This is a genomic window from Pseudomonas sp. 3HC3, assembly GCF_044904505.1.
Classification (GTDB): domain Bacteria; phylum Pseudomonadota; class Gammaproteobacteria; order Pseudomonadales; family Pseudomonadaceae; genus Aquipseudomonas; species Aquipseudomonas putida_Y.
The window spans coordinates 33,540-49,343 of record NZ_JADDRH010000007.1; the positions used below are offsets into that span (position 1 = coordinate 33,540).

Below are 15,804 nucleotides of genomic sequence, written 5' to 3' on the forward strand. Positions count from 1 at the left end.
AAGGACGATTACCATGCAAGTACGCACGCTCACCCCTGACGACCTCCCCCAGGCCTGCGCCTTGTGCATGGATGCCTTCATGCAGGCGGTCGCGCCCACGCTATCGGCGCAAGGTATCGAGACCTTTACCCAGGTGTCGGCACCCCAGGCGTTTGCCGAGCGCATGCAGGGTGACAACCTCATGCTGGCCTGTTTTGTCGAAGGCGCTATCGCGGGGCTGATCGAGCTCAAGGAAGGCCGTCACGTTGCGATGTTGTTCATTGCACCAGGCCTGCAACGCCAGGGCATAGGCAAGCGCCTGATGAACGCAGCACTGGAGCATGCCAGAACTGAGGTGGTGACGGTAAAGGCATCATTGTCTTCTGTACCCGCTTACCAACGCTACGGCTTTACCCCGGCAGGCGACGTGGGCGAGCTTGCCGGGCTGGTGTATCAGCCGATGGAAAAGCGCCTGCCGACCCAGCCAGTGTAGGAGCAGCCTGAGGTCGCGACAGGGCCGCAAAGCGGCCCTGGCAATAGGCACGGTTCCTCTGCTGGTAGAAGGCCGCAGCAAGGCACCCGTCAACCCCACCTCGGCCAAGTACCTGGCTGCTTTTCAACCCGCCATCAACTTCAGGCGCCGAGTGAACACAGCACGTTTTGCAGCTTGCTTCGGGTGGTATTCGTGCACGCCTGCATGGGCTCGCGCAGCTCGTCTGCAATCAGGCTTTGCGCCTGCAACGCCGCCTTGACCACGGCCGGGTTGGGCTCGGCAAAGGCCACCTTGATCCAGGGCAGCAACTGGTAGAACGTACCACGCGCGGCGGCCCAATCGCCGCTGTCGACCTGCTGCACCATGCGTACGTACAGGTCGGCGCGCACATGTGCGGAGGCTGAAATGGCCCCAGCCCCACCCAGGCACAGGTTATTGAAGATCTGCAGGTCTTCACCGGCCAGCACCTGGGCGTGGCCGTCCTCGATCAGGGCCATGGTCGTCTCGCTGTCACCGCCACAGTCTTTCACCGCTGCAATGCGTGGATGGCGCACAATACGGCGCAGGGTTTCACGTTCGATGCGCACGCCGGTGCGGTAGGGAATGTCGTAGACGATCACTGGCACGCTGGCAGCATCGGCCACGGTGGCGAAGAAGGCTTCGATGCCAGCCTGCGAAGGGCGGATGTAGCAAGGTGCGGGAACCAGCAGCCCGCCAATGTCACGCTGCTGGATCTCAGCCTGTAAGGCCAACAGTTCGCGCAGGTTGTAACCTGACAGGCCCATGACCACCCTACCCGGCTCCACCCAGGCCAGCACGGCATCCAGCACCGCCAGTTGCTCGGCCTTGGACATCGCCGCTGCCTCACCCGTGGTACCGCACACCACAAAACCGGCCACACCGTCTTCGAGCAGTTTCTTCACCAGCTTTTCCAGGCCTGGGAAGTCGATTTCATTGGCGCGCATTGGCGTAACGAGGGCGATCCAGATACCACGAAAATTCGACATGCAAAAACTCCTGATGTTGACCGAAAGTCAGCGTCAGCAGGGCGAAGAGTGGAGGTGGTGGCAGGGATACCTGGCGCCTTCTGTCTCGTCAGCCCACCTGACGAGACAGCGCGCCTCGGTCAGATGAGCGGCTGTTTCTTGGATTTCTTGGCAACGGCAACGCACGCGCCTGCCTGGGCGATGAAGCCCGAAGCGGAAATGGCGTGGTTGGATGGGGACATGCTGGCAAGCCCGTTGCGTAGGTATGGTTGGATAATGGTGGGGCGGCGTGCCTGGTGTCAACCCTTGGCCCGCATCGCCCCGTGCAGGCGCGCCCCTTGCAACGCAGCGATTGCCGTCACCGCCACTCGCTATAAGGCTCCAGTGGTGTCACCGGCAGGGCCAGGTTGCCCCGCCACGGTTCGAACAGGTAGCGCAGGTAGAGCATGCCATGGCTAGGCGCATAGTCATCGCTGTGCTGCCAGTCGAAGCCGCCGCCCAGTACCCACTGGTCACTCAGGCGCCGTTCGAACAGCCCGCGCAGGCGGTAGCCCAACCCACTGCTGTCGCTGGCTTCAGTCATCGCATCGAGGTTGGAATCGACGCTATATTGCGCCAGTACCTTGCGGTTGATGTGTGCGTCCGGGTACAAGCGGCTACTGCCACTATGGGCCTGAGACCAGCTGACGGAACCTTCCAGCAGCAGCGACCAGTCGTAGTTGCGCCAGGCATAACTGACCGGCACGCCCACCGAACTGTAACGCTGCGGGCTGTAGTAACCGCCCTGCCCCAGGCTGTAGCCGCCCAGGTCCTTGTCGTGGCGCCAGTGCATCAGCGTCACGCCAACACGCACACGCTCGTCGGCCTTTTCCACCACGCGGTGGTAAAAGCCGGCCATGGCCCGGGTCCGCTGGTTGTCGGCCACGTTTTCGCCGTACAGCCAATGGTGCCCCAGGCTGGCCCACACCCCGTTGTCGCCACCTTGGTCCCAGCTCAGGCCGAGCGTGGCGCCATTGGCAGTGACCCCGCCCCAGCGCACGCCCGTCGGGCGGTCGCGTGCGCCGGCGAACGACAGCAATGAATTGCTCATCGGCCGGCGCGAGGCGGTCAGCGACCAGCCAACCTGCCCGAGGTCACCGTTGACCGTTGCGCCGCCCAGCCAGTTGTTGATTGCATAGCCCTGGGTGGTGCCCAGGTCGAACGCCCAGCGGCTGCCCTGCCAACCCAACGCCAACAGACTGCCGCTTGCAGTCTGCGATCCCCCCGTGCACGCGGGCAGTGTTTTGCCGTCAGCGGTCTGGCCAACAAACTGACAACTGCCGAAGTCGGGGGTGTAGCGCCCCTGATCGTTCGGCTCGAACGACCCCGCATCCATGCCAATGCGCTCTACCCGCGCAAACGCGGTGCCCTCCTGCCAAGGAGTGTCGACATGCAACAAGGTCGACTGGGTACTCAGTTCCGACGTGCCGGGCGTACCGTCATCCTCGCGCCAGCCGTAGTCATGCATCACCGTCACATGGGTATTGCGCTGGCGATACAGGGCATCCACATCACTGCGCAGGCTGCGGGCCAGCCAGTCGTCGCCATCCTGCTCGCGGCTGGCCAGGGTCAATGCACGGTCATCCCGTGGCGCTACGGCAGCACGGTCCAGCAACTGTGCATCGGCCATCGCCGCCGCATAAAGGTCCAGTGCTCGTTGAGGATCATCCTGCGCTACCAGGCGGGCGGCGTCGCGCCGTAACAACGGATCGGGGCGCGTCTGCTGCGCTGCAACACGGTCAAGCAACCTGGCCGCCTGATCGTGTTCGCCCAACGCGGTCCACACCGCCGCCAGGCGCCGCTGGGCGTTGCCGTCATCAGCGGCAAATCGTGGCACCTTCACGCCCAGCATGTGCCGGGCCTGCTGCAGGTTGCCTTCGGCCACGGCGCTTTCCATCACCCCAAGGCGTGCATCAGGACGCCCAGGCTGCACGACCAGTACACGCTGGTAATATCTGCGCGCCTTGCCATGTTCACCACGCGCTGCTGCCCAGTCAGCCAACAGCATCAAGTCGTCCGGGCTACCTTCACCACGCGCCAGGCCGGCTTCAAGCAAGGCTGTCGCCTCGGCACTGCGGCCTTGTGCCTGCAACTGCTGCGCAGAGGCCAGGGTCATACGTCGCTGAATACGCTGCTCCAATGCGTGCATGTCCCCACTCCAGGTCGCCTGAGGTACCGCCCTCAGGCTGTCCAGAGCCAAGGCATCACGCTCGCTGGATTCCAGGAACAGGCCGTGGGCATAGCGCGTTGCCGGATCATGTGGCTGGTGCCGCACCAGCCTGGCAAATGCCGCGTCGGCCTCGCCAGTACGCCCTTGGTGACGCAGGCTGTTGGCCAGCTGATACACCAGCCAAGGCTCATCGGGGGCCAGAGCCGCGGCCTGGCCCAGCACGTGGCTGGCCGTCGACCAGTCCTCGCGCTGCAGGGCTTCGTCCCCTTGCTGGCGCAGCCGCGCAAGTTCCAGGCTACGTCGCAGGCTGGCGAACTGCGCCTGCTGCCGTGGTGGCAGGCTGTCCAGGTATGCCTGCGCCTTGCCTGGCGATTGCGCCTGGTAAACGCGCATCAAGCCACGCACGGCACTTTCGTTATCCGGCGCCATACGCCGTACCTGCAGGTACTGCCGCTCGGCAGCCGCCACATCGCCCTCGGCCAGCGAGACATCTGCCAGGCCCAAAAGCGCGTATTCATCCTTTGGCCGTTGCTGGCGAGCCTGCCGGTAAAGTGTGCGCGCACCGCGCACGTCTTTCGCCGCCAGGGCCCGCTCGGCTTTTTTCAGCAGGGCCCAATACTGGCTGGACGACTCCAGGTCCTTCCATTGGCTGATCCGGTAGGTGTCCTGCTCCTTGGCGCTCGCCGCGCGGAACGCAGCATGGGCGTCTTCATGGCGGCCCTGGCGCATCAACGCATAACCCAGGGCCCCCTGCAGGCTGGCATCGCCCGGGTACTGGCGCAGGGCGCGGCGCAGCTGCGTTTCGGCTTCGACATTACGGCCCTTGTCGAGCAACGCCTTACCCCGTTGACCGGCCTGCCATGCCGGGTCGGCCAGCAGCTTGCGCTGCTGTTGCAAGGTCTCGCTGGCCTGTGCCAACAACGGTGAAGCCGGGTAACGCTGAAGAAAGGCTTGCCAGGCCGCCGCGCTGGTGGCACTCACGGCTTGCCCGGACAGGTAGTCGAACTCGCGCTGGGCAGCGGCATCCCGTGCACCGGGGTCTCGCGCCAGCTGATCGAGCAGGGCCAAGGCCTCGCGGTCACGCTTTTCGGCGAACAACCAGCCAGCCAAGGTCTGGCGCAGCCCGGCACTGCCTGGATACTGCTGATCCAACCGCTGCAACTGGCGGATCGCCTCTGGGCGTTGGCCTGGCAGATTGCCGCGCACGCGCCAGTAGTCCAGGGCCAATTCAAGGCTGGGTGGTTCGCCGGCAAACAACTGTTCGTACACCGCCAGCGCCTCTTCGTTACGGCCGGTAACCGCCAGCAGACGCGCCTGCTGCAAGCGCCGCGCAGGCGCCGGTTGTTGAAGTTCAAGCAGGCGCCTGGCCTGACGTGCTTGCAGGCTGCCAGGCGCAACGGCACTGATCCGCGCACTCAACTGCTCCGCTTCACTGCTGTTCTTCTCGCGCAATGCCAGGCTCAAGGCCGCCAGCAACACGTCCGGGTTGCGCGGTTCAAGCAACTGCAAACGGCCCAGCGCATCGCGCACCAGGTCGTCACGGTGCAGCGCTTCGCCGCGGCGTACCTGGTCCAGCAGCCATTGGCGCTGTTCATCGATATCCTTGGGTTGCGCATCTGCCTGCCAGGTTATTGCCGCCAGCATCAACACGCCGATCATTCGCTGCATGGCGCGCTCCAGGCCGGCAACAGGCGGCCGTGCGGGTCAAAACGGTAACGGGCCTCGTCGAAGCCCTGGCCGAACAGCGCCAGCACCTGGCTGTAATACGCCTTGGCCTCGATCGGCTGTTCGCGCAAGCGCTGGCGCTGGGCCGCCAAGCCGGCCACGTGCTCAGGCGAGGCAGCAAGCAATGGCAGCAAGGCCGCAGAGAAACCCGCCGGGCCATGGCCGCGGGCTTCACCGCTGCGTGTATCCAGGTGCTCAGGAGGTAGCCCCTGGCGCTGGGTCAATGCCACCATCGGCGCATAATGGGCCACCAGTTCGCGGCGTTGCGCCGCCCCCTCGGCCAACATGCCGACCCACAGGTACACGCGAATGGCGTCATAATCACCGGCATTGCCATGTTTCGTGTCTGCCGCTGGCTTTCCGGCCGGCGTCCACAGCAACCAGTCCGGGGCAAAGCCCTTTGGCGACGATGCCAACCACAAACGCCGCGTGTTGGCCGCCAGCTCACCCCACAATGGGTCCACCTCGCTGAAACGTTCGAGCAGCTGCAGCGGCAGGTAGCTGGGGTTCAGGCGGGTACCCTGGGCGTCTTCGAAGCCGTAGTCACCTGGCAGCAACATCACGCCGAGGCCTGGAAGCTTGCGCACGGTCTGCGCGGCGATACGCCACAGCAGGTGCTGGCCCAGCTGCGTGTAGGCCGGCTGGTCCCACAACCGCCCTGCTTCCAGCAGGCTGTAGGCGATCCACAGGTCGGCATCACTGGCGTTGTTGGCGTCCAGCACCTGCCACTGCTGCTGCCCGTCACGGCCCCACAGCCAGGCAGGCAGATGCCGGGCCAGGTCACCCTCGGCGAGGTTGTTGCTGGTCCAACGCAGCAACTGCGCGAAGGTTTGCCGGTCGTTGCCTACCAGGGCGAAGAACAGCGCGTAACTCTGCCCTTCCGAGGTGGTGATCAGGCGCTCGTCACTCGGGTCGATGACCCGGCCATCCACACTCACCAGCTCGGCCTTGAACCGCTCCCAGGCAGGCCATGGGCAAACCGACCCGGCAGTGGCGAAAACGGGCAGGCCCAAGGCGACCAGCCCTACCAGCATCTGGCGCATCATCACCCCGCCTCACCCAAGCGGCGCTTGCCAGCCCAGCGCAGTGCCCGCCACAACAAGAAGGCGAACAGCACCACACAAACAGCCGCGATCACCGCCAGCAACACAGGGTGCTCGGACAAGTGGAACCACAGCAGCAGCCACCACGGCAGCGCGCCCACGAAGTAGTGCTCGCCGACGAACTGGCTGCTCACGCCACTGCTGCGTACCAGCGTTACCGAACCCGCCACCGCATCGAGCTTGCCCACATCGCCAAGCACGTCGCGCAGCAATGCGTAATCGCTGTCGCTGTTGGCCAGCAAGGCCACAACACTGCGCTGCTCGTGGAACGGCGACTTCAGCCCGGTGATGGCCGCAATCGGCGCCTGGGCGCTGACCGCCACGCGGCTGCTTGCAGCCACCGGCTCAGTATCGAAACGCTGGCCGCCGGGCAACGATGCGCTGCGGCCCTGCAGTAACCAGTCACGCTGAGCGCTGAGCAACAGGCCAAGGTTGGGCGCATCGCGCAGGGCCTCGGGCAGGCTGCCGATCAGCAGCAAGTCGGCATCTGCCGCTGCGGCCTGTTGCCAGTCGTCGATCAATTGCAGTCCAAGCGCCGGGTAACCGATCTGTCCGGCCAACCCGCCAACCGTGTCGAGCAAAGTGCCGACCTGCATCGCCGTAGGTTTGGCCGGCATGATGACCAGCGTCTCGGACAGGTCGGCCATGCGGCTGAACGGGAAGCCACTGCGGGCGAATGCACGCAGGTCGGGCATGGCGATGTAATGGTGGTAACCGGAAAGGTCGATGGTGGAGTTGTCGTCGATCGCTGCACGCACGTCCACCGGCAGCGAGGTCTGGCAGCGATCGCGCTGGGCGCTGCCCAGGGTGCTGGCAAAGCTGAAGTCGAAGCGCAGGCGGTTGCGGTCGCCAATCTTCAGCGCCGGCACCAGCGAGTTCTCGGTCAATGCAGTGTTGTCACCGGACAGCACTGCCAGGCGCATTTCCTCAAGGGTACCGCCGCGCCGGTCATTGCCCACCAGCGGCATGCTTGTGATGTACTGATCGTTGACGCTGATGCTCAGGCGCGATTCGTCGGTCACCGCTGGCGCCGTATAGCGGTACAGGGTGCGCAGCGGAATACCCTGGTTGCGCCAGACGAACAAGTCGGGCGGCAGGTTCAGTTCCAGTGTCACCGGCCGCGGTTGCAGGCCGCTGACTTGCAGTTGCTCGGGGTAATCCAGCAGCTCGGCAAACCGTACCGGCCGGTCGGTGCGCGTCCAGTTCGGCGCATCGTAGGGCTGACGCGGTTGCAGCGCGGTCATCTGCTCCACTTTGACGCGCGCGCCACGGAACAGATTGTTGCCGACCGCCAGCGCCGAGGCGGCCTTGATCAGGTCGTCGTCGTTACGGCCCAGCACCAGCAGCACTTTGCTGAAGCGGTCGTCCGGATGATCGATCACCTGCAGCACGGGGCCGTCGACTGGCGGGAACTGCTGCAGATCGGCGAGGAACGCAGGGCGACGGTCGTTGCTGGCAAACACGATGCTCGGTGCAGGTTTTTCGCCACGGGCCGGCAGGTGGTTGTACAGCACAGGGAAGCTGGCCTTGCGCCAACCGGCCTGGCTGCCGAAGTAGGATGCCAGGATTGCCGCCGCACGCTGCTCGCCCAGGCTCGGCACGCCGCTGAACACCACCGGCAGTACTACCCTGCCGGTGTCGCGAGTATCGAAGAACGGCAACGGGAAATACGCCAGGTCGTTTTCCAGCACCAGCGCCTGCTCGTGCAACTGCACCTGGCTCTTGCGGTTAAGGTTAAGCCACAGGCCGCTGTGCGCCGGGTCTTCGCAGACATCGGTATAGTGCCCGACAAACTCCAGACGTACCCGGTTGAAGTCGCCGAGCAGTTTCGGGTCCAACGGCAGCTGGCGACGCACACGCTGGCCCAACTGCTCCTTTTCCACCGGAACTACGCCCATCAGCTCGTCGTTGAGGTAGACGCGCAAGTGCGACAGGTTCGGCAGCAAGGCTGGCGAAGGCGTGTAGTCCAGTTGCAAACTTGCATCGGTGGCCAGGCGATCGCGACGCAGGCCGAACTCGATATGCTCGCTGTTGCGTACACCTAGCAGCAGGCTGTCGGAAGCATGCCCAAGCTGCTCGAAGGTTTTCGCAACCTGCCAGTTTGGTACCGTGGATGTGGGTACCGCAGGCTCGGCAAGCGGGGCTACAGGAGCAGCAGCGGCGCTCTGCGACAAGGCGGTAAACAGCGCCATCGCCAGGCCCCAGGTACGCGCGGGATAACCAGTCATCATGCGTCTCGATCAACAGGGTTCATGGAAGGGATGGCCCGCGGTGTGCGGGGCCAGTAGCTGGCCAGCCACAGCGCCAGCGAACGCAGTGGGCGCAACCACGCCCGCAGCCATGGCGGCATGTGCTCGACCAGGCGCACGTAACCGACGCCGCCCAGCTTCAACACATCGATCAGGCTGCGCAGTGGGCGCTCGACCTCGTGCTGCTCGTTCCAGCCAAGCCAGGCATCGGCGCGGGCAAAGGTGCAGTGGACCAGGTCGATGCGCTGCTGCAGGGCGAGGTCGTGGAACACCAGCCCCACGTGTTGCCCGACAGTACGGGTGACACTCGCCTGGAAGGCGAACTCGCGCTGGCCGCGGTTGAGCAGCAGGCGTACCTGCTCCCCCGGGTTCAGCTCCAGACCGGGCTGTACCTGCAGGCCGACACCACCGTCGGAGTAGTCGACCAGGGTGCAGGGGTAGGCATGACCGCTGGCCAGCATCAACCCCGCCGGCAAGCGCATCTGCACCCGATGTGCGCGGCGCACCTGGCGCACTTCGGCGGCCACCGCAACTGCGGCACCGATGATCAGCAGGTTGTAGATCACCCACAGCGAGCTGACGATCACCGTGCCGATTTCTGCCGCCGGGCCGGTGACCAGGCGCCACACCGCAAAGCCCAGACCCACCACGTTGAGCGCTGCCAGCCACAGGTAAGGTTGGGCGATGCGCCAGTCGAACTGTTCCTGCTCCATCAGGCCGCCCTTGGCGGTGACGTTAAATGTGCCTTTTTTCGGCGCGAACAGCGCCACCGTGGTCGGGCGGGCGATGTACCAGGCCAGTACGGTCTCGTAGACCTCGCCCCAGAAGGTTTGTCGGTACTTGCCCTGCATCCGCGAGTTGGTCAGGCTGGCGTGGATCATGTGCGGCAGCACGTACAGCAGAATCATCAATGCCGGTGCGTAGATGATGTAGGCATGCAGCAACAGGAACGCCAGAGGCGCCGTCAGGAACACCAGCCGCGGCAGGCCGGCCAGGAAGTGCAGCATCGCGTTGGCGTAGCACACCCGCTGGAACAGGCTAAGGCCACGCCCGAACAGCGGGTTGTCGGTGCGGAAGATCTGCACCATGCCACGGGCCCAGCGAATGCGCTGGCCGATGTGCGCCGACAGGCTTTCGGTGGCCAGACCCGCGGCCTGCGGAATGCTCAGGTAGGCCGACGTCCACCCTTGGCGATGCAGGCGCAGGGCGGTGTGGGCATCTTCGGTCACAGTCTCGACGGCAAAACCACCGATGCTTTCCAGCGCGGTGCGGCGCAGCACGGCACAAGAGCCGCAGAAAAACGCCGCGTTCCACATATCGTTGCCGTCCTGGATCAGGCCGTAGAACAGCTCCCCTTCGTTGGGACGGCGGCGGAACGAGCCGAGGTTGCGCTCGAACGGGTCAGGAGAGAAGAAATGGTGCGGTGTCTGCACCAGCGCCAGTTTCGAGTCCTTGAGAAACCAGCCCACGGTCAGTTGCAGGAAGGAGCGCACCGGTACATGGTCGCAGTCGAAGATGGCGATCAACTCGCTGTCGGTGACGCCCAGCGCATGGTTGAGGTTGCCGGCCTTGGCATGCTTGCTGTCGGGCCGCACGATATAGCCCACCCCGACTTCGTCGGCAAAGGCACGAAACGTGTCGCGGCGGCCATCATCGAGGATGTAGATGCGCAGGCACTCGCGTGGCCAGTCCAGGCCCAGCGCGGCCATTACCGTGGTGCGCACCACTGACAGGTCTTCGTTGTAGGTGGGGATCAGCAAATCGACGGTTGGCCAGTGCCTGGTGTTGGCCGGGAGGTTCGCCGGCTTGCGCTGCAATGGCCAGCTGGTCTGGATGTAACCCAGGATCAGCACGAACCACGAATAGGTTTCCGCCGCCAGCAGGATCACCCCGAATACCAAGTCGGTGTTGTCGTTCCAGTTCAGGGTCGAGGTGTAGCGCCACCACAGATAGCGGCAGGAGATGATGGTCGACAGCACGATCAGCATCAAAGTCGGGAAACGCCCCGGCATGTGTCGCACCAGCATGGCGATGACCAGCAGCAGACAGATGAACATCAGCTGCGCCAGGTAGCCGAACGGCTCGGTCACACACAGCAGGGCGAGGCTGAGGGCGAACACCGTCAGCACGCTGTAGAACGTCCGCCGGGCAACCGCGTTCAGGCCGCGCAGGCGTGCCGAGGCTTCGTGCCTGAAAGCACTGGCGCGGTAGCGCGCAGGCACCTGTTGCAGTGCATCGATCAGCAGGCCGCGGTAGTGGCGCGCCACCCCGCCTGCCCCCCGCAGGTGCATGCGCACTGCGCCCAATGCGCGGCGGCCAGGCCCTGCAGTACGTGCCTGCGGTTGGCGCCGCAGCAACAACCACAGGCTCTGGATCAACAGGCGTAGCGGGTCACCCAGCGTGGGGCGCTTGCCCGCCAGCTGCGGGTACAGGCGTTGGCGCTCGGCCAGCAGCGCCTGCCAGGCAGGAGACTCCAGGCGCAGGAACAGGAAGGCCAGCCACACGCCGAGGGTGAACAGCCATGCAACCGGCAGGCGCGTGCCACGGACTTTGAACCAGGTATAGGCCGACAGAGGGGTCAGGGTCACGGCTGGCGCCTCGTCAGACAGCGCACCGCCAAGCTCTGCACATCACGGCAGGCCAGGCTCTGCGGTGCGTAAAGGCCAAGAGGTGCCTTGTACGCCAGCGCTTCGAGGAAGGCTTCGTCGCGATGGACCACCTGGATCGGCAAGCGATCACGGAACAGATCACGCCACACCATCAACAGGTCGCTCTGCAAGCGGCTGGCCGGGTCGTAGCGGTTGACCAGCAGCATGTCGAAGTGCTCGACCGGGCGGCGCCCGAGCAGCAGGTGGCTGGCCATTTCGGCTTCCGCCACCAGTACCCGTACATCAGTCTCGATGCCGTTGCCGGCGGTATCGCCCGGCAATTGCGGCAGGTCGTACAACAGCCAGTCGAAATGCTTGGCCAGCTCGACCTGGCGGGCGCGCCATGACTGCGCATCGGGCACACGGTGCTGCGCACCGTCGGCCAGGTTGCCGTACGGCAGCAGGCACAGGCCATCGAGCACCTCGTACACGGCATCACTGAACGGCCGCCCTTCCCGCTCGGCCAGCGCCCAGCCCTCGGACGTATTCAGCGGCAGGTTGAAGTGCAGCCCGAGCAAGTTGCTGGGGCACAGGTCAATCAGCAGCACCCGTTCGCCCACGCCCTGCAGCGCGTAGCCCAATGCAGCCAGCAAGGCGCTGCGCCCCAGGCCTCCGCGCACCCCATGCAATGCCAGGCTGGTCATGGCACGATCCTCTCGCGCTGGGTGACAGCCGCGTACAGCGCATCGTCGCTGCTGGCCCTGCAGCTTTCACCCAGCAATGGCCAGCGCTGCAGGGCCTGCTGAACGCCCACCAGCATCGAGATGTCCTGATAGTTCAGCTCTGGCATGTCCAGGTGCTGGCGCAACTGGGCAATATCGTCGCTACGGTCGGACGGGTCTGCCTTGCCAGTGATCATGGGCGCTCCTTGGGGATCGGCTGCCAGTCAGGCTGGCCTTGCAGGCGCATGTAGGCACGCCCCTGGTAATTCAGCACCTGTGCGCCAGAGGTTTCGGCAACCTGCTCGGTGGTTGGCAGGTCGGTCAGCAGGCCGGGCACATCCAGCACCTGCTGCTGGCCGAGGCCCGCATACACACGCGAGATCAGCTCGGACAACGCCAGGTAGCTGGTGGCAGCTGTGACCCGCAGCGGCTCGTTGCGGGCAGGCTGGCCCATGCCGATGAACTTAAGGCCGACCGGTACATGGGTAATCGACGGCGTGGGAATTTCGCGCATGCCAGACAACTGCATGCGGTCACCATGCAACGCGGCCCCATGCTCAGGGACAATGGCCACCACTACCCGGCGGCCACTGCGCTCCAGTTCGTCAAGGAAGGTACCAAGCTCGCCAAACAGGCGATTGGCGCGGGTGGCATAGTCAGCCACGCGGGTACCGCCGTCGGCAGTGACGATACGGTTGCCGTCATGCAGGCTGATGCTGTTGTAGAACAGTGACACATGCTCGTCCGGGGTACCTTTGCGTTGCCCCCACCAGCGGCGCAATACATCCAGGTCACTGGCAATCGGCGAGCCGTCGAAGCCCACCAGTGCCCGTGGGAAGTCGGTATTTCGCATACCCGGTTGCGGCATGTGCTGCTGGGTAATGTCGCCGATGAAGTTGTCGAACCGGCCGCTGTGGTTGAGCAAGGTATTGCTCTGGAAACCCAGCCGGGCCAGGTTCTGGAACAACAGGCACTGCTCCGGGGCCGGTTGGTACAGGCCAGCGTGCGACGACTGCCCGCAGCTGGCTCGCAGCACACGGATGGCGGCCGGGCCGCTGTAGGAGGTCGCCGAGTTGAACTGGTCGAAGATCACGTCCATGCGCGACAACAGCGGGTTGTCCCGTAGCCCCACGGCAGACAGGTCATCCCAGGCCAGCGAGCAGATGTTGATCACCAGCAGGTCGAACGGTTGCTCATTGGCATTCGCGACCGGGAACGCCGTCACCCGCTCGCGCTCACTGGCGAAGAAGCGCTCAAGCCAGCTGTCGAGCGTGGCATTGTCGGCTGCTGCAGTGGCAGGCGCGGGTTCGGCAGCGGTGCTCGCTGCCACGCCGGGCGCCTGGCCTGCACCCAGCGACGGCAAGCCGCCGACCGACAGCCATGCCAACCCCAGCAGGCTCAGGGTGCTCAGGCGCAGCCAATGCCGTAGGTACAGGTAACCCACCAGCAACATTGCCAGCGCCCCCAGCAGGTTCCAGTTGATGAAGCGGCCCAGCAGTTCGAGTAGATAGTCCCACGAGAAGTCCAGCACCCCCGGCTGCGCCAGCAGGCGGCTGAAGGGTGGCAGCCAGGTGTCCTGGTAGAACAGCGCGATGCCGATTGGCACCGCCAGCAGTTGCCGGGCAATACGCAGCCACTTGCCCGGCAAAGGGACAAGCAGAAACGCAGCGAACAACAGGTTCGGCAGCGCCTGGAAGTCGAGCATGCCAAGTGCGACCAGCAGAAACTTTGCAAAAAAATAGAGGTTCCACCCTCCCAGTCCAGGCCAGCGGGCCAGTACCGGGAGGGTGATGGTGGTATTAGTCATTCTGGGGTTCCTGGCGTGCAGCGCGGCGGCGTACGCCCAGCGGTTTCAGGTAGCGGGGGGGAAGGCGACGGCGCAACCCGCCACGTAATGCCGAACTCAGGCGCACTAGCAACAAGGCCAGGCCCAGCGTGACGAGAGCAGTAATGCCGACCACCTGCAGCAGTTGCACGAAGTTCATGCGCTACCCCGCTTGGCCAGGCCGACCTTGCGCGGTGCCAGCGCCGACCATGCCTGTGCAGGCAGTTGCGCCACTGTGTCGCTCCGGGGTGGCTGCGGTAGGTTGCTGTCGAGGAAGGCCGGAGTGGCCAGGCTGTCGACGCCGGCAAGCACCTCCTGGCTGATGAACAACTCTTTCCATGACAGTTGGAAAATGTGGTCAAGCGCTTGCTCGACCCCTTCGGAGCGGCAAGCGAACAGGAACAGGAACAGCACCTCGCCAACCACGCAGGCAATGTCGCCATCACGGCGGAATACCGTACGCGAGCAAGCCTGTAGCGGGGTCAGGCCGGGCGCTGGGCGCAACACCAACAACTGGTGGACGATTTCGCCGTTGCGCACCCCGTGCCACATGCTTTGCACTGCATCGGCGAACGCCCGTGGCGCTACCAATCCGCAGATGGCCAGCGGCCGCAGACGTGCCAGCAAGGCATCGAAGTCGGTTGGCAGGTGTCGACGCCAGACGTAACCCTGGATGCTCTCCACCATGGTCAGGAAGCGTGACAAGCTGGCACCGAACGGCACGATCTGGCTGGCACCACAAGCCAGCAGCAACTGTTCGTCCTGATAACGCAGGGTCGGCGCCATTTCGCGCACGACCAGCTTCAAGGCGTTGCCACGCGACTGCCGCAGGTGGTGCAGTTGGCGCGCTAGGCTATCCAGACGCTGCCCACCGTCCATGGCAAAGATCACCGTGGCAGACACCGCCCGGCTGGCTTTGCCCCCCAGTTCCTCAAAGCTTTCGCAGACCTGCCAGTGTTCGGAGAAGGCTGGCGCGCCTTCCAGTACCGGGCGCTGGGCCAGGCACAGCAACTCGTCACCACCGGTGTCGCTGGGTGCCTGAGGCGCGGCAGCAACGGCAAAGCCCGCGCTCAGCCGAGTCAGCTCCATGTCCCGGGTGGCTGCTTTGCCAAGCGGGTTGCTCCAGAAATGCTGCAGGTAGCGTACCCCACCTTTGCCGCGGTACACCTGCCCCAGGCCGTCGAGGCACTGGTTGAAAACGCGCAGACGCTCGACCAAGGCAGTGCTCTGCCCCCCACTAACGACCAGCAGCAACGCCGCTTCAGCCAACAATTCCGTGCGCAGCGCATTGCACCAGTGCTCGACTTCGCTATCCAGCCAGGCGTGTGCCGGTGCCAGCAGCACCAGCACACGCCCATGGGCATCAAGACGAGGCAGGTCTTCAACCAGATAACGGGTGGCTTGCGAGTTGGCCTCATACAGTGCCAGCTCGGCCGGGCCGCGCGTTGCGTCGAGCGCACCCAGCACGTCATCCATGGCTTGCGCATCGGCGATCAAGGCTGCCCTGGTATTATCGGGCATGCCTTCGACTACCTGGCGGCATAGCAAGGAGGCGTCTTCGGCGGCGTCACAGGCTAACCAGTACAGTCCTTGTTGATGAAGCTGGCTGCTCTCGACGCTCAGGCCGGAAATCGCCAACAACTGCATTCCATTAGTCAAAACACTGGCTCTGCAAAAGGTAAATTGAAACGGTTTGAAGGCGGAATGTGTCACATCCTCTGCTGACGCTTTATGACTCACGTCAAAAAAACGACAAATATGATGAATGGCACAAGGTTTCGTCAATTATACAGCATCAAGGCAAAATGAAATCAATCTGAAATGTAATGAGTTGCAAAGGTTTGTTAACAAACACCCCAAGGCCGACCTGTTCCGGGTTAAAAACAAAAGTCGCCAAAGGCAAGCCGGCAGGGCATTGGCCAATG

General features: G+C 64.3%; 11 protein-coding genes. 1 reads left to right on the forward strand and 10 read right to left on the reverse strand.

From position 1 onward, the window contains the following. Nucleotides 1-13 precede the first annotated feature (13 nt). Nucleotides 14-472, forward strand: coding sequence for a GNAT family N-acetyltransferase (locus tag INQ47_RS12800; protein WP_252459121.1), 459 nt, complete (start codon nt 14-16; stop codon nt 470-472). A gap of 140 nt (nt 473-612) precedes the next feature. Here INQ47_RS12800 and dapA read toward each other — a convergent pair whose 3' ends face one another. The 10 genes from dapA to INQ47_RS12850 all read right to left on the reverse strand — a co-directional run bounded on the left by dapA (nt 613) and on the right by INQ47_RS12850 (nt 15,526). Beyond that, nucleotides 613-1,479, reverse strand: a complete 867-nt coding sequence (dapA, locus tag INQ47_RS12805) for a 4-hydroxy-tetrahydrodipicolinate synthase (protein WP_404701816.1) — start codon at nt 1,477-1,479, stop codon at nt 613-615. Between the two features lie 337 nt (nt 1,480-1,816). After that, on the reverse strand, nt 1,817-5,335 hold the full coding sequence (gene bcsC, locus INQ47_RS12810) for a cellulose synthase complex outer membrane protein BcsC (RefSeq protein ID WP_404701817.1): 3,519 nt from the start codon (nt 5,333-5,335) through the stop codon (nt 1,817-1,819). Further along, nucleotides 5,323-6,438: a cellulose synthase complex periplasmic endoglucanase BcsZ gene (gene bcsZ / locus INQ47_RS12815; RefSeq protein ID WP_404701818.1), complete on the reverse strand. Its 1,116-nt coding sequence runs from the start codon at nt 6,436-6,438 to the stop codon at nt 5,323-5,325. Before bcsZ ends, bcsC begins: the two co-directional genes overlap by 13 nt. Beyond that, nucleotides 6,438-8,726 (reverse strand): cellulose biosynthesis cyclic di-GMP-binding regulatory protein BcsB, encoded by a 2,289-nt coding sequence (gene bcsB / locus INQ47_RS12820; protein WP_404701819.1) that lies wholly within the window; start codon nt 8,724-8,726, stop codon nt 6,438-6,440. The genes bcsZ and bcsB overlap by 1 nt, the downstream gene beginning before the upstream one ends. Beyond that, a complete protein-coding gene (gene bcsA, locus INQ47_RS12825) occupies nt 8,723-11,332 on the reverse strand; it encodes a UDP-forming cellulose synthase catalytic subunit (protein WP_404701820.1) in 2,610 nt (869 codons plus the stop codon). The genes bcsB and bcsA overlap by 4 nt, the downstream gene beginning before the upstream one ends. Continuing rightward, nucleotides 11,329-12,036 (reverse strand): cellulose biosynthesis protein BcsQ, encoded by a 708-nt coding sequence (gene bcsQ, locus INQ47_RS12830; RefSeq protein WP_176684139.1) that lies wholly within the window; start codon nt 12,034-12,036, stop codon nt 11,329-11,331. The genes bcsA and bcsQ overlap by 4 nt, the downstream gene beginning before the upstream one ends. Next, nucleotides 12,033-12,251, reverse strand: a complete 219-nt coding sequence (gene bcsR, locus INQ47_RS12835) for a cellulose biosynthesis protein BcsR (protein ID WP_209966682.1) — start codon at nt 12,249-12,251, stop codon at nt 12,033-12,035. Before bcsR ends, bcsQ begins: the two co-directional genes overlap by 4 nt. After that, a complete protein-coding gene (bcsG, locus tag INQ47_RS12840; protein ID WP_209966684.1) occupies nt 12,248-13,861 on the reverse strand; it encodes a cellulose biosynthesis protein BcsG in 1,614 nt (537 codons plus the stop codon). Before bcsG ends, bcsR begins: the two co-directional genes overlap by 4 nt. Next, nucleotides 13,854-14,039 carry a cellulose biosynthesis protein BcsF gene (gene bcsF, locus INQ47_RS12845; RefSeq protein ID WP_176684142.1) on the reverse strand — a complete coding sequence of 62 codons (186 nt, stop codon included), beginning with the start codon at nt 14,037-14,039 and terminating at the stop codon, nt 13,854-13,856. Before bcsF ends, bcsG begins: the two co-directional genes overlap by 8 nt. Continuing rightward, the gene (locus INQ47_RS12850) at nt 14,036-15,526 is read right to left on the reverse strand and encodes a BcsE family c-di-GMP-binding protein (protein WP_404701886.1); all 1,491 of its coding nucleotides are present in this window, start codon (nt 15,524-15,526) and stop codon (nt 14,036-14,038) included. Before INQ47_RS12850 ends, bcsF begins: the two co-directional genes overlap by 4 nt. Between the last annotated feature and the right edge of the window lie 278 nt (nt 15,527-15,804).